This window comes from Pseudomonas guariconensis (genome assembly GCF_024127895.1).
In the GTDB taxonomy this organism is placed as follows: Bacteria; Pseudomonadota; Gammaproteobacteria; order Pseudomonadales; family Pseudomonadaceae; genus Aquipseudomonas; species Aquipseudomonas guariconensis_B.
In genome coordinates, this window is sequence record NZ_JAMYBK010000006.1 from 39,155 (window position 1) to 62,371 (window position 23,217).

At 64.2% G+C, this 23,217-nt stretch carries 19 protein-coding genes; 16 read left to right on the forward strand and 3 right to left on the reverse strand.

Features of this window, described 5'->3' with window-relative positions:
- Nucleotides 1-47 precede the first annotated feature (47 nt).
- The gene (locus NJF35_RS09385) at nucleotides 48-374 is read right to left on the reverse strand and encodes a hypothetical protein (protein WP_225787643.1); all 327 of its coding nucleotides are present in this window, start codon (nucleotides 372-374) and stop codon (nucleotides 48-50) included.
- Nucleotides 375-500: 126 nt separating this feature from the next.
- Between NJF35_RS09385 and NJF35_RS09390 the strand changes: the two genes are divergently transcribed.
- Entirely contained in the window at nucleotides 501-971 is a 471-nt protein-coding gene (locus NJF35_RS09390) for an Lrp/AsnC family transcriptional regulator (RefSeq protein WP_225787642.1), read from the forward strand.
- Between the two features lie 57 nt (nucleotides 972-1,028).
- Here NJF35_RS09390 and NJF35_RS09395 read toward each other — a convergent pair whose 3' ends face one another.
- Nucleotides 1,029-2,396 (reverse strand): inorganic triphosphatase, encoded by a 1,368-nt coding sequence (locus NJF35_RS09395; RefSeq protein WP_225787641.1) that lies wholly within the window; start codon nucleotides 2,394-2,396, stop codon nucleotides 1,029-1,031.
- A 147-nt stretch (nucleotides 2,397-2,543) separates the two neighbouring features.
- On the opposite strand from NJF35_RS09395, the gene argE reads away from it, so the two are divergent.
- On the forward strand, nucleotides 2,544-3,686 hold the full coding sequence (gene argE, locus NJF35_RS09400) for an acetylornithine deacetylase (RefSeq protein WP_253079834.1): 1,143 nt from the start codon (nucleotides 2,544-2,546) through the stop codon (nucleotides 3,684-3,686).
- 124 nt (nucleotides 3,687-3,810) lie between these two features.
- Nucleotides 3,811-5,109 (forward strand): amino-acid N-acetyltransferase, encoded by a 1,299-nt coding sequence (gene argA, locus NJF35_RS09405; RefSeq protein ID WP_225787639.1) that lies wholly within the window; start codon nucleotides 3,811-3,813, stop codon nucleotides 5,107-5,109.
- An 81-nt stretch (nucleotides 5,110-5,190) separates the two neighbouring features.
- Here argA and NJF35_RS09410 read toward each other — a convergent pair whose 3' ends face one another.
- Nucleotides 5,191-6,567: a glutamine synthetase family protein gene (locus tag NJF35_RS09410; protein WP_225787638.1), complete on the reverse strand. Its 1,377-nt coding sequence runs from the start codon at nucleotides 6,565-6,567 to the stop codon at nucleotides 5,191-5,193.
- Nucleotides 6,568-7,234: 667 nt separating this feature from the next.
- On the opposite strand from NJF35_RS09410, the gene NJF35_RS09415 reads away from it, so the two are divergent.
- The 13 genes from NJF35_RS09415 (at nucleotide 7,235) to cysT (ending at nucleotide 23,216) form a co-directional block, all read left to right on the forward strand.
- Nucleotides 7,235-8,593 (forward strand): glutamine synthetase family protein, encoded by a 1,359-nt coding sequence (locus NJF35_RS09415; RefSeq protein ID WP_225787637.1) that lies wholly within the window; start codon nucleotides 7,235-7,237, stop codon nucleotides 8,591-8,593.
- 48 nt (nucleotides 8,594-8,641) lie between these two features.
- Nucleotides 8,642-10,003, forward strand: a complete 1,362-nt coding sequence (locus NJF35_RS09420; RefSeq protein WP_225787636.1) for an aspartate aminotransferase family protein — start codon at nucleotides 8,642-8,644, stop codon at nucleotides 10,001-10,003.
- 169 nt (nucleotides 10,004-10,172) lie between these two features.
- The gene (locus tag NJF35_RS09425; RefSeq protein WP_225787635.1) at nucleotides 10,173-11,270 is read left to right on the forward strand and encodes a polyamine ABC transporter substrate-binding protein; all 1,098 of its coding nucleotides are present in this window, start codon (nucleotides 10,173-10,175) and stop codon (nucleotides 11,268-11,270) included.
- Between the two features lie 157 nt (nucleotides 11,271-11,427).
- Nucleotides 11,428-12,522: a polyamine ABC transporter substrate-binding protein gene (locus tag NJF35_RS09430; protein WP_317235050.1), complete on the forward strand. Its 1,095-nt coding sequence runs from the start codon at nucleotides 11,428-11,430 to the stop codon at nucleotides 12,520-12,522.
- Between the two features lie 72 nt (nucleotides 12,523-12,594).
- Nucleotides 12,595-13,737: a polyamine ABC transporter ATP-binding protein gene (potA, locus tag NJF35_RS09435; RefSeq protein ID WP_225787634.1), complete on the forward strand. Its 1,143-nt coding sequence runs from the start codon at nucleotides 12,595-12,597 to the stop codon at nucleotides 13,735-13,737.
- Nucleotides 13,734-14,654: an ABC transporter permease subunit gene (locus NJF35_RS09440; protein ID WP_225787633.1), complete on the forward strand. Its 921-nt coding sequence runs from the start codon at nucleotides 13,734-13,736 to the stop codon at nucleotides 14,652-14,654. The genes potA and NJF35_RS09440 overlap by 4 nt, the downstream gene beginning before the upstream one ends.
- Nucleotides 14,651-15,541 (forward strand): ABC transporter permease subunit, encoded by an 891-nt coding sequence (locus NJF35_RS09445; RefSeq protein WP_225787632.1) that lies wholly within the window; start codon nucleotides 14,651-14,653, stop codon nucleotides 15,539-15,541. The genes NJF35_RS09440 and NJF35_RS09445 overlap by 4 nt, the downstream gene beginning before the upstream one ends.
- A 158-nt stretch (nucleotides 15,542-15,699) precedes the next feature.
- On the forward strand, nucleotides 15,700-16,788 hold the full coding sequence (locus tag NJF35_RS09450; RefSeq protein ID WP_225787631.1) for an efflux RND transporter periplasmic adaptor subunit: 1,089 nt from the start codon (nucleotides 15,700-15,702) through the stop codon (nucleotides 16,786-16,788).
- Nucleotides 16,785-17,852, forward strand: a complete 1,068-nt coding sequence (locus NJF35_RS09455) for an efflux RND transporter periplasmic adaptor subunit (protein ID WP_225787630.1) — start codon at nucleotides 16,785-16,787, stop codon at nucleotides 17,850-17,852. The genes NJF35_RS09450 and NJF35_RS09455 overlap by 4 nt, the downstream gene beginning before the upstream one ends.
- Nucleotides 17,849-20,899: an efflux RND transporter permease subunit gene (locus NJF35_RS09460; protein ID WP_225787629.1), complete on the forward strand. Its 3,051-nt coding sequence runs from the start codon at nucleotides 17,849-17,851 to the stop codon at nucleotides 20,897-20,899. The genes NJF35_RS09455 and NJF35_RS09460 overlap by 4 nt, the downstream gene beginning before the upstream one ends.
- Before the next feature lie 171 nt (nucleotides 20,900-21,070).
- Nucleotides 21,071-21,253 carry a sulfur starvation response protein OscA gene (gene oscA, locus NJF35_RS09465; RefSeq protein ID WP_070092048.1) on the forward strand — a complete coding sequence of 61 codons (183 nt, stop codon included), beginning with the start codon at nucleotides 21,071-21,073 and terminating at the stop codon, nucleotides 21,251-21,253.
- A gap of 47 nt (nucleotides 21,254-21,300) precedes the next feature.
- Nucleotides 21,301-22,308 carry a sulfate ABC transporter substrate-binding protein gene (locus NJF35_RS09470; RefSeq protein ID WP_225787628.1) on the forward strand — a complete coding sequence of 336 codons (1,008 nt, stop codon included), beginning with the start codon at nucleotides 21,301-21,303 and terminating at the stop codon, nucleotides 22,306-22,308.
- An 89-nt stretch (nucleotides 22,309-22,397) separates the two neighbouring features.
- Complete coding sequence (cysT, locus tag NJF35_RS09475) at nucleotides 22,398-23,216, forward strand: sulfate ABC transporter permease subunit CysT (RefSeq protein ID WP_225787627.1); 819 nt, start codon at nucleotides 22,398-22,400, stop codon at nucleotides 23,214-23,216.
- Nucleotide 23,217: the final 1 nt, after the last annotated feature.

Consider the following 23,217-nt stretch of genomic DNA (forward strand, 5'->3'; position numbering starts at 1 on the left):
TGGCAAAGGGTTTCCGGATCTTGCGGCACGGGCCTTGCGCGATGAGTTCAGCCCACCGCGAGTTCGACCATCTTCGGCATGTTCTCCAGGCTGACGTCACCCACGCACACTAGGTTGCGCAGCTTCTGCGCGATCACCTCGGCCCGGTGCCAGCTCAGGCCGTCGACGCCCACTTCGATGTCGAGCAGGTCATCCCGCTGGTTGACCTGGACGCGATGTGGCGTGAGGAACTGCAAGGCGAACAGGTTGAGCACCCGGCACAGGCTGTCTGGCTCGGCTTCGGCCTGCAGGCGGTAGTGCACGGTGCAGTGGACGGCGCTGGCGGCCCAGGTGTCGGTGCGGTGCGGGGTGTCGGGCCGTTCGAGTGCGTTCATGCCGGTCTCCATCGGTGAGGGAGAAATTCTTGCACGCCTTGGCGGGTATTTTTTCGCTATGATTCCATCAATTTGCCTATTAGGCAGATAGATCTATTCGCCATTAGGCAGATTGGAGAATCATTCATGCAAGGTGAGCTGGACGCCTACGACCGACGCATCCTGGCGCTGCTGCAAGAAGACGCCTCGCTGTCCAGCGCGCAGATTGCCGAGCGCGTGGGCCTGTCGCAATCGCCGTGCTGGCGGCGTATCCAACGGCTCAAGGAGGAAGGGGTGATCCGTGGCCAGGTGACCCTGCTCGATCGCAAGAAGGTCGGCCTGAACACGCAGATATTCGCCGAAGTGAAGCTCAACGCCCACGGGCGCTCCAACTTCACCGAGTTCACCGAGGCGATCCGGGGCTTTCCAGAGGTGCTGGAGTGCTATGTGCTGATGGGGTCGGTGGACTTCCTGCTGCGCATCGTGACCTCGGACATCGAGGCTTACGAGCGTTTCTTCTTCGAGAAACTGTCGAATGTGCCGGGGATCCAGGAGGTCAACTCGATCGTCGCGTTGTCGGAGATCAAGTCCACGACCAGCTTGCCGCTGGGGCGGTGATGCCGCCAGTTGGGACTGCAACGCAGCCCCAATATCGCTTCGGCGGCCCCGGGTGGCTCAAGCCTTGAGCAGGTGCTTCCAGGCGCGGCTCTTGTCCACCAGACGTGCCTGCTCGACGCGGGCTTCCAGCAACTCATCCGACAGTGGCCGTTCGGCCAACTGGTGCAGCTTGTTCAGCTCACCATAGAGACGGTCCAGCTGCGGCGCCTCGACCACCTGGCGGGCATGGTGCAGCCAGGCCTGCAGGCGCTCGATACGTGGCAGTTGCTCGGCCAGGTCTTCCGGGCGCTGGGCATACAGTGGCAACTGCAGGGCGCGGGCTTCCTCGGCGAGCAGGTGCAGCAGCCAGCTGGCCAGTTGCGCCTTGCCCTGGCGCTCGCCGCGGCCGGTGCGTTCGGCGGTCCAGGCGCGAGCCAGCAGCCAGCGCGAGGTCTCCAGGGAGAACTGGCCCCAGCGGGTGTCTTCCAGCTCCTCGGCGAACTGCTCCGGGGCGGCGCGGCGCACGTCCTCGTCGTCGTTGCCGGCGTGTACCAGTGGACGCCAGTCTTCCAGCAGGGCATCGAGGCTGGTGCGCAGGGTGCGGGTGCTGGCCCGTGGCGCAGCCTGGCCCAGGCTGCCGACCAGGGCACGCAGTTCGACCAGGCAGCCGACCCAGTCCTGCAGCAGGCGCCAGTGGCCGTTGTGGCGGTATTGCTCGGCCAGGCGCTGGCTGCTGCCCAGCAACTGCCAGGCGAGGGCGGCGAAGGCGTCGTCCAGCGCCATCTCGGCGTCCAGCTGGGTGCTCGGCAGGCTCAATTCGTAGCTATCGGGCTCGAGCAAGCGGTAGCCGCGCTCGGCCTTGCTGATGTCGCAAGGCATCAGCGGCAGGCTGGCGGCCAGCTCCGCCGCGAGCTCCAGCAGGGCTTCGGGGGCGCCTTCACGCAGTTCCAGCTCCAGTTCGCTGATCGCTTCCTTGCGCTTGCCGGCGATGACGAAACCCTGGTCGAGGGCGGCCTCGATCACCACCTTGGCCTTGCCGCGGCCCCAGGCGATCTCGGCATATTCGCGGGTGAAGTCGGTGGTGAACAGCGGCTTGATGGTCTTCTTGTCCAGGTCGGCCAATTGCGCCGGCCAGCAACTGTCGTCGAGCTTCTTCAGGTCGAGCTTGACCTTGTCCAGGTACCATTCGTACTCGTTGCGCTCGGACAGGCCGGCCACGCTCTGGCCACGGCACTTGAGGGTCTGGATGATCACCTCGCCGTCGCGGCGCAGGCGCAGGGCGACGCGGGCGGCGGCGAGGTCGCGGGCCGGGGTGTCGAAGTACTGGTTGAGCAGCTCGCGGGTCTGCCAGCCGGACTTGTTGCGCTTTTTCAGCAAGGGGTGCTCGCGCAGCGCGGCGAGGGTTTCGCGGCTGGCACGGAGCTTGAGTTCGGTTTCTTTGTGCATCGCAGGCTCGAAGGAGAGGGCATCGTTGCCAGGCAGTTTACAGGAGTCGCTTGCGCACTGTGGGTTTACTGCTGGGGGCGGGCCGTCAGCTTGCCCGGGGACGGGCGTGCGTTGCTATGATGGGCAACGATTCCGAGGAGAACGTGCATGCCCTTGCCGTCGCTGAAAGACCAGTTCGCCGCCCTGATCGCCGCCCCCTCGGTCAGTTGTACCCAGCCTGCGCTGGACCAGTCCAACCGCCAGGTCATCGATCTGCTGGCCAGCTGGCTGGGCGACCTGGGGTTCGCCTGCGAAATCCGCCAGGTCACGCCGGGCAAGTTCAACCTGCTGGCCAGCCGTGGCAGCGGCCCGGGCGGCCTGGTGCTGGCCGGACACAGCGATACCGTGCCTTGCGACCCGAATTTGTGGGCCAGCGACCCGTGGACGCTGACCGAAGTCGATGGCCGTTGGATAGGTCTGGGCAGTTGCGACATGAAAGGCTTCTTCGCCCTGGTCATCGAGGCGGTCAGGCCCTTGCTGGAGCATGGCTTCAAGCGACCGCTGCTGATCCTCGCCACCTGCGACGAAGAAAGCTCCATGTCCGGCGCCCGCGCCCTGGCCGAGGCCGGGCAGCCTCTGGGGCGTGCGGCAGTGATCGGCGAGCCTACCGGCCTGCGGCCGATCCGCATGCACAAGGGGATTCTCATGGAGCGCATCGAGGTCCTTGGTCGCAGTGGCCACTCGTCGGACCCGAGCCTGGGCCGCAGCGCCCTGGAAGCCATGCATGCGCTGATGGGCGAGCTGATGGGGCTGCGCCAGCAATGGCAGCAGACCTATCGCAACCCGCAGTTCACGGTACCGACGCCGACGATGAATTTCGGTTGCATCCACGGTGGCGACAACCCCAACCGTATCTGCGGCCAGTGTGCCCTGGAGTTCGATCTGCGCCCCTTGCCGGGCATGGACGCCGAGCAGTTGCGTGCGGCGATCCGCGAGAAGCTGGTGCCGGTGGCGGAGCGTTTCGAGGTGCAGATCGACTATGCGCCGCTGTTCCCCGAGGTGCCGCCGTTCGAGCAGGCCGCCGATGCCGAGCTGGTGCAATTGGCCGAACGTCTGACCGGCCATCGCGCCGAAGCGGTGGCCTTCGGCACCGAAGCGCCTTATCTTCAGCAACTCGGTTGCCAGACCATCGTGCTCGGTCCCGGTGACATCGCCTGCGCCCACCAGCCGGGCGAATACCTGGAAATGTCACGAATCGAGCCTACCGTACGTCTATTGCGTGACCTGATCCGGCATTATTGCCTGAGCTAAACGCCCATTGACCTGATTCGTTCCTGCCTAGAGGAGAGCGCGCGTGACCGCAAGCCTGTTCCGACGATGATTTTGAACCGCGTCCGTTTCGCCGTTCTCCGTTCACTTATCCACAGGCCCCGTCATGCCCGAATACGTCAACTGGCTACGTCATGCCTCCCCGTACATCAATGCCCATCGCGACTGCACCTTCGTGGTCATGCTGCCCGGCGATGGGGTGGCGCATCCCAATTTCGGCAACATCGTCCATGACCTGGTGCTGCTGCACAGCCTCGGCGTGCGGCTGGTGCTGGTGCATGGCTCTCGTCCACAGATCGAGAGCCGCCTGGCCGCCCGCGGGTTGACCCCGCACTACCACCGCGGCATGCGCATCACCGACGCGGCGACCCTCGAATGCGTGATCGATGCGGTGGGCGCCCTGCGCATCGCCATCGAGGCGCGCCTGTCCATGGACATGGCGGCGTCGCCCATGCAGGGCTCGCGCCTGCGGGTGGCCGCCGGCAACCTGGTCACCGCCCGGCCGATCGGCGTGCTCGAAGGGGTCGACTATCACCACACCGGCGAGGTGCGGCGGATCGACCGCAAGGGCATCAACCGCCTGCTGGACGAGCGCTCCATCGTGCTGCTGTCGCCCCTGGGCTATTCGCCCACCGGCGAGATCTTCAACCTGGCCTGCGAGGACGTGGCGACCCGCGCCGCCATCGAGCTGGGAGCCGACAAGCTGCTGTTGTTCGGTGCCGAGTCGGGCCTGCTCGACGAGCACGGCAAGCTGGTGCGCGAGCTGCGTCCGCAGCAGGTCGCACCGCACCTGCTGCGCCTGGGCAGCGACTACCAGGGCGAGTTGCTGGACGCTGCGGCCGAGGCCTGCAAGGGCGGCGTGGCGCGCAGCCATATCGTCAGCTATGCCGAGGACGGTGCGCTGCTCACCGAGCTGTTCACCCGTGATGGCGGCGGCACCCTGGTGGCCCAGGAGCAGTTCGAGATCGTCCGCGAGGCGTCGATCGAGGATGTCGGCGGCCTGCTGGAGCTGATCAGCCCGCTGGAAGAGCAGGGCATCCTGGTGCGGCGTTCGCGCGAGGTGCTGGAGCGGGAGATCGAGCAGTTCAGCGTGGTCGAGCGTGACGGCATGATCATCGCCTGCGCGGCGTTGTACCCGATCGCCGATTCCGAGGCGGGGGAGTTGGCGTGCCTGGCGGTGAACCCGGAGTATCGCCATGGTGGGCGGGGGGACGAGTTGCTCGAGCGGATCGAGAGCCGGGCGCGCAAGCTTGGGCTCAAGACCTTGTTCGTGCTGACGACCCGTACCGCCCACTGGTTCCGCGAGCGTGGCTTCGCGCCCAGTGGCGTGGAGCGGCTGCCGGCGGCGCGGGCGTCGCTGTACAACTACCAGCGCAATTCGAAGATCTTCGAGAAGCCCCTGTAAGTAGCCTGTAGCGCGGTTTCTGTGTGGGAGCGGCCTTGTGTCGCGAAAGGCCGCTCCCACATCTGGGGGCGGCGTTTTCGTTTACACGGTATGCAGGTACCAGTTGTACTCGAGGTCGGAGATCGAATGCTCGAACTCCTCCAGCTCGCTCTCCTTGCACGCGACGAAGATGTCGATGTACTTCGGATCGATGTACTTGTTCAGGATCTCGCTGTCGTCCAGCGTACGCAGGGCATCGCGCAGGTTGTTCGGCAGGCTCTGCTCCAGCTGCTCGTAGGCGTTGCCTTCGATCGGAGTGCCTGGGTCGACCTTGTTGGTCAGGCCATGGTGCACGCCGGCCAGGACAGCGGCCATCATCAGGTACGGGTTGGCGTCGGCGCCGGCCACGCGGTGCTCGATGCGCACGGCGTCCGGGGTGCCGGTCGGCACGCGCAGGGCCACGGTACGGTTGTCCAGGCCCCAGCTCGGCGCATTCGGCACATAGAACTGCGCACCGAAGCGGCGGTAGGAGTTGACGTTCGGGCAGAGGAACGCCATGGACGCGGGCAGGGTCTCGAGCACACCGCCGACCGCGTGACGTAGCGCGGCGTTCTGCTCGGGATCCTCGCTGGTGAAGATGTTGTTGCCATCCTTGTCCAGCACGGAGATGTGTACATGCAGGCCGTTGCCTGCCTGGCCCGGGTAGGGCTTGGCCATGAAGGTGGTGTCCATCTCATGGTCGTAGGCGATGTTCTTGATCAGGCGCTTGAGCAGCACCGCGTAGTCACAGGCCTTGAGCGGGTCGGCGACGTGGTGCAGGTTGACCTCGAACTGCGCCGGGGCGCTTTCCTTGACGATGGCGTCGGCCGGGATGCCTTGTTCCTTGGCGCCTTCGAGGATGTCCTGGAGGCAGTCGGCGTATTCGTCGAGGTCGTCGATCAGGTAGACCTGGGTCGACTGCGGGCGCTTGCCGGAGATCGGCGAGCGCGGCGGCTGCGGACGGCCATTCACGTTCTCCTGGTCGATCAGGTAGAACTCCAGCTCGAACGCCGCGCAGATGGTCAGGCCCATGTCGGTGAACTTGCTCACCACCTGGCGCAGCACTTCGCGCGGGTCGGCGAAGAACGGCTCGCCTTCGAGCTCGTGCATGGTCATCAGCAGCTGGGCGGTGGGGCGCTTCTGCCAGGGTTCGTTGGACAGGGTGCCGGGGATCGGGTAGCAGATGCGGTCGGCATCGCCGATGTCCAGGCCAAGGCCTGTGCTCTCGACGGTGGAACCGTTGATATCCAGGGCGAAGAGGGAGGCGGGCAGGTTGATGCCTTTCTCGTAAACCTTGTGGAGGCTGGTGCGTTCGATGCGTTTGCCACGCACCACACCATTCATATCTGCAATCAGAAGGTCAACGTAGAGAACCTCGGGATGTTCCTTAAGGAACGCGTTCGCTTCGTTAAGCTGAACGGCACGCGGGGGTACCGACATGATGCAACACCTTTGTTGTTAAAAATATCAATCAAGGGGGGCTTGCAAGCCCAGTCAATCCGAAAGACCAGGTGAAGTCAAGCCAGCCCCATGATGCCCTGAAATGGCACATCGACGGCAGATTTGCTGCATATAGGGGCGTGCCATTATCCGCTATTTTGCCGTGGAAGGGCTATCTCGGGCTTAACGTGTTTTATTTTTTACAGAGGTGTTGTGTAAAAAAATGAACAAGGCTAAGCTCGGTCTCAACCCAGAACACAATAATACGAGGGTCACATGGTCCGCCTGCCGCGACCTGAAAGCGCCGCCTGCGCCGCGCAGTCAGGTATTTCCGTCACTTGCCGCAAGGGCTTCGCACGCATCGCCGATCGCGTGAGCGCTCTGGCCGCAATAATTGACGGCGGGTACAGCCCATCCTCCTTTCGTAGCAGTTTACTGCACGCTTTTTCGCTCATCTGCCCTTCGAGTTCTGCCCGGACGCACTCCACTGGCGTGTATCCACTGTCGTCCTGCGCGGGGGTTTTTGCTTTAGCAATCCACTCCATCCAGAATCAAGGCACGGGTCTGCCGCGGCCGTTCGGGTCGCACGGCAACCCCCTTGACCGACGCCAGGCGTCAGCGGCGCCCGGCTTTCGCCGGCCGGGCCACATTACCTCCTGAGGTATTTATGAGTAACAACCTCGACCAGCTCACCGATTGGTTGAAAGAGCACAAGATCACCGAAGTCGAATGCCTGATCAGCGACCTGACCGGCATCACCCGCGGCAAGATCTCGCCTACCAACAAGTTCATCGCCGAAAAAGGCATGCGCCTGCCCGAGAGTGTCCTGCTGCAGACCGTGACCGGCGACTACGTCGACGACGACATCTATTACCAACTGCTGGACCCGGCCGACATCGACATGATCTGCCGCCCCGACGAGAACGCGGTGTTCCTCGTGCCTTGGGCGATCGAGCCGACCGCCCAGGTGATCCACGACACCTACGACAAGAAGGGCAACCCGGTCGAGCTGTCGCCGCGCAACGTACTCAAGAAAGTCCTCAAGCTCTATGCCGACAAGGGCTGGCAGCCGATCGTCGCGCCGGAGATGGAGTTCTACCTGACCAAGCGCAGCGAAGACCCGGACTTCCCGCTGCAACCGCCGGTGGGCCGCTCCGGTCGTCCGGAAACCGGGCGCCAGTCGTTCTCCATCGAGGCCGCCAACGAATTCGACCCGCTGTTCGAGGACGTCTACGACTGGTGCGAGCTGCAGCAGCTGGACCTCGACACCCTGATCCATGAAGACGGCACGGCGCAGATGGAGATCAACTTCCGTCATGGCAACGCCCTGCACCTGGCCGACCAGATCCTGGTGTTCAAGCGCACCATGCGCGAGGCCGCGCTCAAGCACAACGTGGCGGCCACCTTCATGGCCAAGCCCATGACCGGCGAGCCGGGCAGCGCCATGCACCTGCACCAGAGCGTGGTCGACGTCGCCACCGGCAAGAACATCTTCGCCAACGAGGACGGCAGCATGAGCGAGCTGTTCCTCAACCACATCGGCGGCCTGCAGAAGTTCATTCCCGAGGCGCTGCCGCTGTTCGCCCCCAACGTCAACTCGTTCCGCCGCTTCCTGCCAGACACCTCGGCACCGGTGAACGTCGAATGGGGCGAAGAGAACCGCACCGTCGGCCTGCGCGTACCGGACGCCGGCCCGCAGAACCGCCGCGTGGAGAACCGCCTGCCGGGCGCCGACGCCAACCCCTACCTGGCCATCGCCGCGAGCCTGCTGTGCGGCTATATCGGCATGGTCGAAGGCATCGGTGCCAGCGCGCCGGTCCAGGGGCGGGGCTACGAGCGGCGTAACCTGCGCCTGCCGCTGACCATCGAGGATGCGCTGGAGCGCATGCAGAACTGCCGGGCCCTGGACCAGTACCTGGGCAAGAAATTCATCACCGGCTATGTCGCCACCAAGCGGGCGGAACATGAAAACTTCAAACGGGTAATCAGCTCCTGGGAGCGCGAGTTCCTGCTGTTTGCCGTCTGATCAACCCTGGGGCCGCAGGAGCGCGGCTGTCGGATAACGGAGAAGCACATGAGCGTCAACAACCCGCAAACCCGTGAATGGCAAACCCTGAGCGGTGAGCACCACCTGGCTCCCTTCAGCGACTACAAGCAGCTGAAGGAGAAGGGGCCGCGCATCATCACCAAGGCCCAGGGCGTGCATTTGTGGGACAGTGAGGGCCACAAGATCCTCGACGGTATGGCGGGCCTGTGGTGCGTGGCGGTCGGCTATGGCCGTGAAGAGCTGGTGCAGGCGGCCGAAAAGCAGATGCGCGAACTGCCGTACTACAACCTGTTCTTCCAGACCGCCCACCCGCCGGCGCTGGAGCTGGCCAAGGCGATCACCGACGTGGCGCCCAAGGGCATGACCCATGTGTTCTTCACCGGCTCCGGCTCCGAGGGCAACGACACCGTGCTGCGCATGGTGCGCCACTACTGGGCGCTCAAGGGCAAGCCGGGCAAGCAGACCATCATCGGCCGGGTCAACGGCTACCACGGCTCCACCGTGGCCGGCGCCAGCCTCGGTGGCATGAGCGGCATGCACGAGCAGGGCGGCCTGCCGATCCCAGGCATCGTGCACATCCCGCAGCCGTACTGGTTCGGCGAAGGGGGCGACATGACTCCGGACGAATTCGGGATCTGGGCCGCCGAGCAGTTGGAGAAGAAGATCCTGGAAGTCGGCGAGGACAAGGTCGCCGCCTTCATCGCCGAGCCGATCCAGGGGGCTGGCGGTGTGATCATCCCGCCCGAGACCTACTGGCCGAAGATCAAGGAGATCCTCGCCAAGTACGACATCCTGTTCGTCGCCGACGAAGTGATCTGCGGTTTCGGCCGCACCGGCGAGTGGTTCGGCTCCGACTACTACGACCTGCAACCCGACCTGATGACCATCGCCAAGGGCCTGACCTCCGGTTACATCCCCATGGGCGGTGTGATCGTGCGTGACACCGTGGCCCAGGTGCTCAGCGAGGGCGGCGACTTCAACCACGGCTTCACCTACTCCGGTCACCCCGTGGCGGCCGCGGTGGGCCTGGAAAACCTGCGTATCCTGCGCGACGAGAAGATCGTCGAGCGTGCCCGCACGGAAACGGCACCCTATTTGCAAAAGCGTCTGCGTGAGCTGCAGGACCACCCGCTGGTGGGCGAGGTACGCGGCCTGGGCCTGCTCGGCGCGATCGAGCTGGTCAAGGACAAGGCGACCCGCAGCCGCTACGAAGGCAAGGGCGTGGGCATGATCTGCCGTAATTTCTGCTTCGAAAACGGCTTGGTCATGCGTGCGGTGGGCGACACCATGATCATCGCACCGCCTCTGGTGATCAGCCGTGAGGAGGTCGACGAGCTGGTGGAAAAGGCGCGCAAATGCCTGGACCTGACGCTCGAAGCGGTCCGGTGACCGCCTGCTACGCTAGCGAAGTGACATTAAGCGGTTACAAGGCCCTGCTTTCCTTGAAACAGCGCCTTGTAACTTGCCAGACTAGCGGCTGTTTCAGTCGCCCAGCGCTGCACCGTGGGATCTTGGCTGCTGAACAGATGGCTTGATAATAAATTCTGGAGCATTACGCATGAAGAAAATGGGCAAGACGCTGCTGGCCACGGCCCTGATGGGTGTCATGGCGACCGCTGTTCAGGCTGACGACAAGGTGCTGCACGTCTACAACTGGTCGGACTACATCGCCCCGGACACCGTGGCCAAGTTCGAGAAGCAGAGCGGCATCAAGGTGGTCTACGACGTCTTCGACAGCAACGAGACCCTCGAAGCCAAGTTGCTGGCGGGCAAGTCCGGCTACGACGTGGTCGTGCCATCGAACAACTTCCTGGCCAAGCAGATCAAGGCCGGCGTCTACCAGGAGCTGGACCGCTCCAAGCTGCCGAACTGGAAGAACCTCGACGAAGACCTGCTCAAGGCCGTCGGTGATGCCAGCGACCCGGGCAACAAGTACGCCTTCCCCTACATGTGGGGCTCCATCGGCATCGGCTACAACCCGGAGAAGGTCAAGGCCGCGCTGGGCGTGGACAAGATCGACTCGTGGGATGCCGTGTTCAAGCCGGAGAACATCGCCAAGCTCAAGAGCTGCGGCGTGAGTTTCCTCGATGCTCCGACCGAGATGATCCCGGCGGCCCTGCACTACCTGGGCAAGCCGACCGACAGCAAGGACAAGCAGGACCTGAAGGCCGCCGAGGAGCTGTTCCTGAGCGTCCGGCCGTCGATCACCTACTTCCATTCCTCCAAGTACATTTCCGACCTGGCCAACGGCAACATCTGCGTGGCCGTCGGCTACTCGGGCGACTTGGAGCAGTCCAAGGCCCGTGCCCACGAGGCCGGCGACAAGGTCAAGCTGGAATACGTCATTCCGAAGGAAGGCGCCGGTACCTTCTATGACATGGTCGCCATCCCCAAGGACGCCACGAACGTCGAAGGCGCCTACAAGTTCATGGACTTCCTGATGCAGCCGGAAATCATGGCCGAGATCACCAATGCCGTGCGCTTCCCGAACGGCAACAAGGCGGCCACCCCGCTGGTGGACAAGGAAATCTCCGGCGACCCGAGCATCTACCCCTCGGATGACGTGAAGAAGCAGCTGTATGCGATCAGCGACCAGGATGCAGGCACCCTGCGTCTGATCACCCGCAGCTGGACGAAGATCAAGTCGGGCAAGTAAGCCCGTCGCGGGCCCTCTGGGCCGGGGCTTCCCGGCCCAGAGGCGATGTGAGGCAAATAAGTTTGCGGCATCGATGCCGCGAAGGTAAGTTGCGCGCCGGTTTTGCGTGTACGGCCGCTTCGCGCCGTCACAGGCACTGATTGAGAGGACCACCCACTTGTCTATTTCCATATTTCGCAAGGCCATGATGGCTGGAGCGGGTCTGACGCTGGCATTCGGCGTCCAAGCAGCGCCTACGGTGCACATCTACAACTGGTCCGACTACATCGGCCCGACGACCCTTGCCGACTTCCAGAAGGAAACCGGTATCGCGGCCAAGTACGATGTCTTCGACTCCAACGAAACCCTGGAAGGCAAGTTGCTGGCCGGCCGTACCGGCTACGACGTGGTGGTGCCGTCCAACCATTTCCTCGGCAAGCAGATCAAGGCGGGCGCTTTCCAGAAGCTCGACAAGAGCCTGCTGCCCAATTATTCCAACCTGGATCCGGCGCTGATGAAGCGCCTCGAGAAGAACGATCCGGGCAACCAGTACGCCGTGCCTTACCTGTGGGGCACCAACGGTATCGGCTACAACGTCGAGAAGGTCAAGGCCGCGCTGGGCACCGACACGATCGACTCCTGGGCGGTGTTGTTCGAGCCGCAGAACATGGAAAAGCTCGCCAAGTGCGGCGTGGCCTTCCTCGATTCGGCCGACGAGATGCTGCCGGCGGTCCTCCAGTACCTGGGCCTGGACCCCAACAGCACCGACCCCAAGGACTACCAGAAGGCCGAGGAGAAGCTCCTGGCCGTGCGTCCCTACGTGACCTACTTCCATTCTTCCAAGTACATCACCGACCTGGCCAACGGCGACATCTGCGTCGCCGCCGGCTTCTCCGGCGATGTATTCCAGGCCAAGGCCCGCGCCGAAGAGGCCGGCAAGGGCGTGAAGCTGGCCTACGCCATTCCCAAGGAAGGCGGCAACCTCTGGTTCGACGTGCTGGCCATCCCCAAGGATGCCAGCAACGCCAAGGAGGCCCATGCCTTCATCAACTACTTGCTGAAGCCTGAGGTTATCGCCCAGGTCAGTGACTACGTCGGTTATGCCAACCCCAACCCCAAGGCTGGCGACCTGATGGACCAGGATGTGAGGACTGACGCTGCGGTTTACCCACCGCAGGAAGTACTGGACAAGATGTTCGTCAATGCCGAGTTGCCACCCAAGGTACAACGTTTGATGACCCGCAGCTGGACCAAGGTCAAGTCGGGCAAATAACAATCCAGAGCCGCCGCGCGCCCTGCAGCGACAGGGTGTGCGGGCATAAAAATCTTGTTGGGAGTTTCATTCATGGCAGTTGCCTCCGGAGCCTATAAGAAAGCCCTCGAGGGTAGCCAGCAGCCCAAGCAGGTGCTGGTCAAGATCGATCGGGTCACGAAAAAGTTCGACGAAACGGTAGCTGTGGACGATGTGTCCCTGGAAATCAGCAAGGGCGAGATCTTCGCCCTGCTGGGTGGCTCCGGCTCCGGCAAATCGACCTTGCTGCGCATGCTGGCGGGCTTCGAGCGCCCGACCGAAGGGCGGATCTTCCTCGATGGCGTCGACATCACCGACATGCCGCCCTACGAGCGGCCGATCAACATGATGTTCCAGTCCTACGCCCTGTTCCCACACATGACCGTGGCGCAGAACATCGCCTTCGGCCTGCAACAGGACAGGATGCCCAAGGCCGAGATCGACGCCCGCGTGGCCGAGATGCTCAAGCTGGTGCACATGACCCAGTACGCCAAGCGCAAGCCGCACCAGCTCTCCGGTGGCCAGCGCCAGCGTGTGGCCCTGGCCCGTTCGCTGGCCAAGCGGCCGAAGCTGTTGCTGCTCGACGAACCCATGGGCGCGCTGGACAAGAAGCTGCGCTCGCAGATGCAACTGGAACTGGTCGAGATCATCGAGCGGGTCGGCGTGACCTGCGTGATGGTGACCCACGACCAGGAAGAGGCCATGACCATGGCCCAGCGCATCGCCATCATGCACCTGGGCTGGATCGCCCAGATCGGCTCGCCGGTGGACGTCTACGAGACCCCGACCAGCCGTCTGGTCTGCGAATTCATCGGCAACGTCAACCTGTTCGAGGGTGAAGTGGTCGACGATGCCGAGGGCCACGCGCTGATCGCCTCGCCGGAGCTCGAGCGCAACATCTATGTGGGCCATGGCGTCACGACCTCGGTCGAGGACAAGCGCATCACCTATGCCCTGCGGCCGGAGAAGCTACTGGTCACCACCGAGCAGCCGACCTGCGAGCACAACTGGTCGCGCGGCAAGGTCCACGACATCGCCTACCTGGGCGGCCACTCGGTGTTCTACGTGGAACTGCCCACCGGCAAGGTCGTCCAGTCGTTCGTCGCCAACGCCGAGCGCCAGGGTACCCGGCCGACCTGGGGCGACGACGTGTACGTCTGGTGGGAAGACGACAGCGGCGTGGTACTGCGCTCATGAACATCCGCAAGCTCAAGCGAGCACTCAACAAGGTCACCCCGCAGGGGCGCCACCTGGTGATCGGTGTGCCGTTCATCTGGCTGTTCCTGTTCTTCATGCTGCCGTTCTTCATCGTCCTGAAGATCAGCTTCGCCGAAGCCGACGTGGCGATCCCGCCCTACACGGAGATCTACAGCTACGTCGAGGACAAGGTGCAGCTGGTGCTGAACCTGGCCAACTACGGCTTGCTGACCGAGGACGAACTGTACATCTCGGCCTACCTGGGCTCGTTGAAGATCGCTTTCTTCAGCACCCTGCTGTGCCTGTTGATCGGCTACCCCATGGCCTACGCCATCGCCAATGCACGCAAGGAAACCCAGACCGTACTGTTGCTGCTGATCATGATGCCGACCTGGACCGCGATCCTGATCCGCGTCTATGCCTGGATGGGCATCCTCAGCAACAACGGCTTGCTCAACAGCTTCCTGCTGTGGCTCGGGGTGATCGACCAGCCGTTGCAGATCCTCAACACCAACCTGGCGGTGTACATCGGCGTGGTCTATTCGTACCTGCCGTTCATGATCCTGCCGTTGTACGCCAACCTGGTGAAGCACGACCCAAGCCTGCTCGAGGCCGCGTCGGACCTGGGTTCGAGCACCTTCAACAGCTTCTGGAAAATCACTGTGCCGCTGTCGAAGAACGGCATCATCGCCGGCTGCATGCTGGTGTTCATCCCGGTGGTGGGCGAGTTCGTCATCCCCGAGCTGCTCGGCGGCCCGGAAACCCTGATGATCGGCAAGGTGCTGTGGCAGGAGTTCTTCAACAACCGTGACTGGCCGGTGGCGTCCGCCCTGGCGGTGGTGATGCTGGTGATCCTGATCGTGCCCATCCTCCTGTTCAACCGCAGCCAGGCCAAGGAAATGGAGGGCAGGGCATGAAGCGTTTCAGTTTCTCCACATTGATGCTGGTGCTCGGCTTGCTGTTCATCTACCTGCCGATGCTGATCCTGGTGATCTACTCGTTCAACGCCTCCAAGCTGGTGACGGTCTGGGGCGGCTGGTCGGTGAAATGGTACGTCGGCCTGCTCGACAACTCCCAGCTGATGGGTTCGGTGATGCGCTCGCTGGAGATCGCCTGCTACACCGCGGTCGCCGCGGTGGCGCTGGGGACCCTGGCGGCGTTCGTGCTGACCCGGGTGACCCGCTTCAAGGGCCGCACGCTGTTCGGCGGCCTGGTCACCGCGCCGCTGGTGATGCCCGAGGTGATCACCGGTCTGTCGTTGCTGCTGCTGTTCGTGGCCATGGCCCAGATGATCGGCTGGCCCCAGGAGCGTGGCATCGTCACCATCTGGATTGCCCACACCACCTTCTGCGCGGCCTATGTGGCGGTGGTGGTGTCGGCGCGCCTGCGCGAGCTCGACCTGTCCATCGAGGAAGCGGCCATGGACCTGGGGGCCAAGCCGTGGAAGGTGTTCTTCCTGATCACCATCCCGATGATCGCCCCGTCGCTGGCGGCGGGCGGCATGATGTCGTTCGCCCTGTCGCTGGACGACCTGGTACTGGCCAGCTTCGTGTCCGGTCCGGGCTCGACCACCCTGCCGATGGAAGTGTTCTCTGCCGTGCGCCTGGGCGTGAAGCCTGAGATCAACGCGGTGGCCAGCCTGATCCTGCTGTCGGTATCGCTGATGACCTTCCTGGTCTGGTATTTCAGCCGCCGCGCCGAAGAGCGTCGCCGCCGGGCGATCCAGCAGGCGATCGAGGAGAGTGCCGCCGGCGAGTGGCGCCAGCCAGAGGGCCAGCGCCCACCGGCTGCGGCATCCGCCTGATCCACTTCCTGGGGCCGCTTCGCGGCCCCAGGATGACAACGTCCCCGCCTGACTGCCCCACCTCGCCTCGAACACACCGCCCCAGTGCTGTTTATCGAACCCTGATCTACGCTAATAGTCGCATCCCTCGAATCATTGCGCGCAAACAAGGAGCCTGCATGACGTTGACGCGTCTGCTGTTGGTCGTTTGCCTGGTGCTGCCGTACATGCTGTCGGGCTGTAGCAGGGAAGAGAGCACGCCAGCGCTGCCCAGGGTCGGTGTCCTGCGGGTCGAGCCCACCGATTTCGCAGCCCGGGTGACCTTGACCGGCGATGTCCAGGCGCGGGTCCAGACCGACCTGTCGTTTCGCGTGGGCGGCAAGATCATTTCCCGCAGTGTCGATGTGGGCGACCACGTCAAGGCCAACCAGGTGCTGGCGCGCCTGGACCCGAAGGACCTGCAGAACAACGTCGACTCGGCCAAGGCCGAGGTGTTCGCCGAGCAGGCGCGGGTCACCCAGGCCAGCGCCGCCTTCGTGCGCCAGCAGAAACTGCTGCCCAAGGGCTATACCAGCCAGAGTGAATACGACGCCGCCGAAGCCGCCCTGCGCAGCAGCCAGAGCGCTCTGAAGGCCGCCCAGGCGCAGTTGGCCAACGCTCAGGAGCAACTGGGCTATACCGCGTTGGTTTCCGAGGCGGACGGCGTGATCACCGCGCGCCAGGCCGAGGTCGGCCAGGTGGTGCAGGCGACCATGCCGATCTTCAGCCTGGCCCGCGACGGCGATCGCGACGCGGTGTTCAACGTCTACGAGTCCCTGCTGGTGGCGCCGGCGAGCGATGAGGGCGTGATCGTCAGCCTGCTGGACGATCCGCGGGTCCGTGCCGAGGGGCATGTCCGCGAGATCACCCCGACCGTTTCCGCCCAGAGCGGTACGGTGCAGGTCAAAGTGGGCCTGCGCAACGTGCCGCCGGGCATGCGCCTGGGCTCGCCGGTGACCGCCACGGCCAGTTCCCAGGGGCGGCCGAGCGTCGAGCTGCCCTGGTCGGCCCTGACCAAGGCGCTGCACGAGCCTGCGGTATGGGTGGTGGGCGAGGGCGACAAGGTGGAGCTGCGCAAGGTCCAGGTGTCGCGCTACCTGACCGGCAAGGTGGTGATCGCAGGGGGCCTCAAGAGTGGCGAGACCGTGGTGGTCCGTGGCGGCCAGTTGTTGCATCCGGGCATGCAGGTGGAAAAGGTCGACACCCAGGATGAAGGGGGCGAGCCATGAAGCGCCTGCTGCCGATGTTCTGCGCTGCCTTGCTGCTGGCCGCGTGCAGCAGCGATGAGCAAAACACCGAACCGGTGCGCCCGGTGCTGTCCACGCTCGTCGAACCCCAGGTACAGGCGCAATTGGGGCGCTTCGCCGGCAGCATCCAGGCGCGCTACGAAAGCACCCTGGGCTTTCGCGTGTCCGGGCGCATCGCCCGGCGCTGGGTGGACGTGGGCACCCAGGTGAAGCCAGGCGACACCCTGGCCACCCTCGACCCGACCGACCAGCAGAACCAGTTGCGCGCCGCCGAGGGCGACCTGGCCAGGGTCCAGGCGCAGTGGATCAATGCCCAGGCCAACGCACGCCGCCAGCAGCAGTTGTACGACCGTGGCGTCGGTGCCCAGGCCCAGCTGGACATCGCCCAGACAGACCTGAAGACCACCGGTGCCTCCCTGGAGCAGGCGCGCTCGGCAGTCAGCCAGGCCCGCGACCAGCTCGACTACAGCACCTTGCGCTCCGACCACGCGGCGGTGGTGACGGCCTGGCAGGCCGAGGCCGGGCAGACGGTCAGCGCCGGCCAGGCGGTGGTCACCCTGGCGCGGCCGGACGTCAAGGAGGCCGTGATCGACCTGCCGATCCACCTGGCCGAACAGTTGCGCAAGGACCTGACCTTCACCGTCGCCTTGCAGCTCGAGCCCAGCATCCACACCACCGCGACCTTGCGCGAGCTGGAGCCCCAGGCCGACGCCACCACCCGTACCCGGCGCGCCCGCCTGACCCTGGCCAGTACCCCCGATGCCTTTCACCTGGGCACCGCGATCAGCGTCACCCTGACCTCAACGGTTTCCCCTCGCAGCGAACTGCCGAGCACCGCGCTGCTCGAGCGCGACGGCAAGACCCAGGTGTGGGTGGTCGACCCGCAGCAAAAGACCGTGGCCACCCGTGACGTCACCCTGATCGAGCGCAGCGCCAAGCGTATCGTCCTGGCCTCCGGCGTGCAGCCGGGCGAGCGGGTGGTCACCGCCGGCGTCAACAGCCTCAAGCCTGGCCAGAAGGTCACCTTCGACGAGGACGCGCGATGAAAGGAAGCTTCAACCTGTCCGAATGGGCCCTCAGGCACCAGTCCTTCGTCTGGTACCTGATGTTCGTCAGCCTGCTGATGGGTGTGTTCTCCTACTTCAACCTGGGCCGCGAGGAAGACCCCTCGTTCACCATCAAGACCATGGTGATCCAGACCCGCTGGCCCGGTGCGACCCAGGACGAGACGCTCTACCAGGTCACCGACCGCATCGAGAAGAAGCTCGAGGAGCTGGATTCGCTCGACTACGTCAAGAGCTACACCCGCCCGGGCGAGTCCACCGTCTACGTCTACCTGCGCGACACCACCAAGGCCGAGGACATTCCGGACATCTGGTACCAGGTGCGCAAGAAGATCCAGGACATCCGTGGCGAGTTTCCCCAGGGCATCCAGGGGCCGGGTTTCAACGACGAGTTCGGCGACGTGTTCGGCTCGATCTACGCTTTCACCGCCGACGGCCTGACCCTGCGCCAACTGCGCGACTATGTGGAGCAGGTGCGTGCCGAGGTCCGCGATGTCCCCAACATCGGCAAGATCGAGCTGATCGGCACCCAGGACGAAGTGCTCTACCTGAACTTCTCGACCCGCAAGCTGGCGGCCCTGGGGATCGACCAGCGCCAGGTCATGCAGGCGCTGCAAGCGCAGAACGCGGTGACCCCGGCGGGGGTGATCGAGGCCGGGCCCGAACGCATCTCCGTGCGCACCACCGGCCAGTTCGCCTCGGAGAAAGACCTGGAAGGCGTCAACCTGCGCATCAACGACCGTTTCTTCCGCCTGGCCGACATCGCCGACATCGAGCGAGGCTATGCCGATCCACCGTCACCGATGTTCCGCTACAACGGCCAGACCGCGATCGGCCTGGCCATCGGCATGAAGGCCGGCGGCAACATCGAGGTGTTCGGCCAGTTGCTCAAGACGAAGATGGACAGCGTCATCGGCGAGCTGCCGGTAGGGATTGGCGTGCACACGGTGTCCGACCAGGCGGTGGTGGTCAAGCAGGCAGTCGGCGGCTTCACCAGTGCGCTGTTCGAGGCGGTGGTGATCGTCCTGGTGGTGAGCTTCGTCAGCCTCGGCATTCGTGCCGGCCTGGTGGTGGCCTGCTCGATCCCGCTGGTGCTGGCCATGGTCTTCGTGTTCATGGAGTACAGCGGCATCACCATGCAGCGGATTTCCCTGGGCGCGCTGATCATCGCCCTGGGCCTGTTGGTGGACGATGCGATGATCACCGTGGAGGTGATGGTCACCCGCCTGGAGATGGGTGAGAGCAAGGAGCAGGCGGCGACCTTCGCCTACACCTCCACCGCCTTTCCCATGCTCACCGGCACGCTGGTGACCGTGGCCGGCTTCGTGCCGATCGGGCTCAATGCCAGCTCAGCGGGCGAGTACACCTTCACCCTGTTCGCGGTGATCGCCGTGGCATTGCTGGTGTCCTGGGTGGTGGCGGTGTTCTTCGCCCCGGTGCTGGGCGTGCATATCCTCAGCACCCAGGTCAAACCCCACGCGGCGGAGGCGGGGCGGGTCGGCAAGGCGTTCGAGCATGGCCTGCTGTGGTGCATGCGCCATCGCTGGCTGACGGTGATCGGCACCATCGTGCTGTTCGCCCTGTCGGTGGTCAGCATGCGTTTCGTGCAGAACCAGTTCTTCCCGTCCTCGGACCGGCCGGAGATCCTGGTGGACCTCAACCTGCCGCAGAATGCCTCGATCGAGGAAACCCGCAAGGTGGTCGATCGCCTGGAGGCGACCCTGAAGGGCGACCCGGACATCGAGCGCTGGAGCACCTATATCGGCCAGGGCGCGATTCGTTTCTACCTGCCGCTGGACCAGCAGTTGCAGAACCCCTACTACGCCCAGTTGGTGATCGTCAGCAAGGGCCTGGAGTCCCGTGGCGCGCTCATGGCGCGCCTGCAGGAGCGCCTGCGCAAGGACTTCGTCGGCATCGGCACCAACGTCCAGTCGCTGGAAATGGGCCCGCCGGTGGGCCGGCCGATCCAGTACCGGGTCAGCGGCAAGGACATCGACCAGGTGCGCCGTCATGCCATCGAGTTGGCCACGCTGCTCGATGGCAACCCGCATATCGGCGAGATGATCTACGACTGGAACGAGCCGGGCAAGGTGCTGCGGGTGGAGATCGCCCAGGACAAGGCGCGCCAGTTGGGGCTGTCGTCCGAGGATGTGGCCAACGTGATGAACAGCATCGTCAGCGGCGTGCCGATCACCCAGGTCAACGACACTATCTACCTGGTCGACGTGATCGCACGCGCCGAGGACAGCGAGCGTGGCTCGCCCGACACCCTGCAGAACCTGCAGATCGTCAGTCCCAACGGCACGTCCATCCCGCTGCTGGCCTTCGCCACCGTGCGCTACGAACAGGAGCAACCATTGGTCTGGCGGCGCGACCGCAAGCCGACCATCACCATCAAGGCTTCGGTCAACGGCGACATCCAGCCCACCGACCTGGTGGCCCAGCTCAAGCCCAGCATCGACGCGTTCGCCAGCCAGTTGCCGGTCGGCTACGAGGTGGCCACCGGTGGTACGGTGGAGGAGAGCAGCAAGGCCCAGGGGCCGATCGCCAAGGTCATCCCGCTGATGCTATTCCTCATGGCGACCTTCCTGATGATCCAGCTGCACAGCGTTCAGAAGCTGTTCCTGGTGGTCAGCGTGGCGCCGCTGGGGCTGATCGGCGTGGTCCTGGCGCTGGTGCCCACGGGGACGCCGATGGGCTTCGTGGCGATCCTCGGGATCCTCGCGCTGATCGGCATCATCATCCGCAACTCGGTGATCCTGGTGACTCAGATCGACGAGTTCGAGGCGCAGGGGTACGCCCCCTGGGATGCGGTGATGGAGGCGACCAACCACCGGCGTCGGCCGATCCTGCTCACGGCAGCGGCGGCCAGCCTGGGCATGATCCCGATCGCCCGGGAGGTGTTCTGGGGGCCGATGGCCTACGCCATGATCGGCGGCATCATCAGTGCAACGCTGCTGACGCTGCTGTTCCTGCCGGCGTTGTACGTGGCCTGGTACAAGATCCGCGAGCCAGAGACGCAAGGCTGAAGACCGGCCAGGGCTGCAAAACAGCCCAGGCCTCTCACATCCAATGACGGTTGGTTATATAAAAATTCTCAAACAGTATTTTTCAGAATAAATACCGCTCTCTAAGATTGCCCTCAAGCCAGGCGCAAACCCCTTCCTCTGCCCGGCGCCCTCATTCACAGGAGAACGAGCATGAGTGCATCTGTGCGTAGCATCGACGGCCAGGACGAAGCCACCATTCTGCGTGAGATCCAGAGCGCACTGCGGGATCTGCGTTTCGGCGCGGTGGAGATCACCGTACATAACGCCCAGGTGGTGCAGATCGAGCGCAAGGAGAAGTTCCGCCTGCAACAGCCGGGCAACAAGTCCGGCTGACACCGCATCACTTCCAACTAGAAAAAATGCCAATCGGGAGCTTCACCATGTCCATCCGCCGTTATGCCCTGGCCGCCCTGGCCAGTGCCGTTTTTGCCGGTTCCGCGATCGCCAAGGACTACGAACTGCTGAACGTGTCCTACGACCCGACCCGCGAGCTGTACCAGCAGTACAACGCCGAATTCATCAAGCACTGGCAGCAGTCCCACCCGGGTGACAAGGTGAAGATCCAGCAATCCCATGGCGGCTCCGGCAAGCAGGGCCGTGCCGTGATCGACGGCCTGCGTGCCGACGTGGTGACCCTGGCCCTGGCCGGTGACATCGACGAGATCGCCAAGCTCGGCAAGACCCTGCCGGAGGACTGGCAGAAACGCCTGCCGGACGCCAGCACGCCCTACACCTCGACCATCGTGTTCCTGGTGCGCAAGGGCAACCCCAAGGGCATCAAGGACTGGGGCGACCTGGTCAAGCCGGACGTCTCGGTCATCACCCCCAATCCCAAGACCTCCGGCGGCGCCCGCTGGAACTTCCTCGCCGCCTGGGCCTACGGCCTGAAGACCGGCGGCAGCGAAGAAAAAGCCAAGGAATACGTCCAGGAACTGTTCAAGCACGTGCCGGTACTGGACACCGGCGCCCGTGGTTCGACCATCACCTTCGTCAACAACGGCCAGGGCGATGTCCTGCTGGCCTGGGAGAACGAGGCCTTCCTGGCACTGAAGGAAGACGGTGGCAACGACAAGTTCGAGATCGTCGTGCCGTCCCTGTCGATCCTCGCCGAACCGCCGGTGGCGGTGGTCGACAAGAACGCCGAGAGAAAAGGCAACACCGAGATCGCCACCGAGTACCTCAAGCACCTGTACAGCCCCGCCGGGCAGAAGATCGCGGCAGAGAACTTCTACCGTCCGCGTGACGAGAAGGTCGCCGCCGAATATGCCAAGCAGTTCCCGAAACTCGAACTGGTGACCATCGACAAGGACTTCGGTGGCTGGAAGACTGCACAACCGAAATTCTTCAATGACGGTGGCGTGTTCGACCAGATCTACCAGGCACAGTGATATTGTTGCCCGACACGAGCTTCACCCTTCAGTAGCCTGCATGGGCCCAGGACGCGTCCCGGGCTTCGTGCGTTCAACCAGGGACCTTTATGTCACGTCGTATTTCCCCCGTCATACCCGGCTTCGGGCTGACACTGGGCTACACCTTGGTGTATCTCAGCCTGATCGTGCTGATACCACTGGCCGCCATGTTCGTGCATGCCGCGCAGCTCACCTGGGAGCAGTTCTGGAGCATCGTCAGCGCACCACGGGTGCTCGCCGCGCTCAAGCTGAGCTTCGGCACCGCCCTGGCCGCCGCCCTCATCAATGGCGTGATCGGCACCCTGCTGGCCTGGGTGCTGGTGCGCTATGACTTCCCCGGGCGCAAGATCATCGACGCGATGATCGACCTGCCGTTCGCCCTGCCCACCGCCGTCGCCGGCATCGCCCTGACTGCCTTGTACGCGCCCGCCGGCTGGGTCGGCCAGTTCGCCACCGACCTTGGCTTCAAGATCGCCTACACGCCGCTGGGCATCACCCTGGCGCTGACCTTCGTCACCCTGCCGTTCGTGGTGCGCACGGTGCAGCCGGTACTCGCCGACATCCCCCGCGAGGTCGAGGAGGCCGCCGCCTGCCTGGGGGCCAGGCCATTGCAGGTGTTCCGCCACGTGCTGGCACCGGCGCTGCTGCCGGCCTGGCTGACCGGCTTCGCCCTGGCCTTCGCCCGGGGTGTCGGCGAATACGGCTCGGTGATCTTCATCGCCGGCAACATGCCGATGAAGACCGAGATCCTGCCGCTGCTGATCATGGTCAAGCTGGACCAGTACGACTACACCGGCGCCACCGCCATCGGCGTGCTGATGCTGGTGGTTTCCTTCATCCTGCTGCTGCTGATCAACCTGCTGCAGCGGCGCATCGAAACCCCTTGAA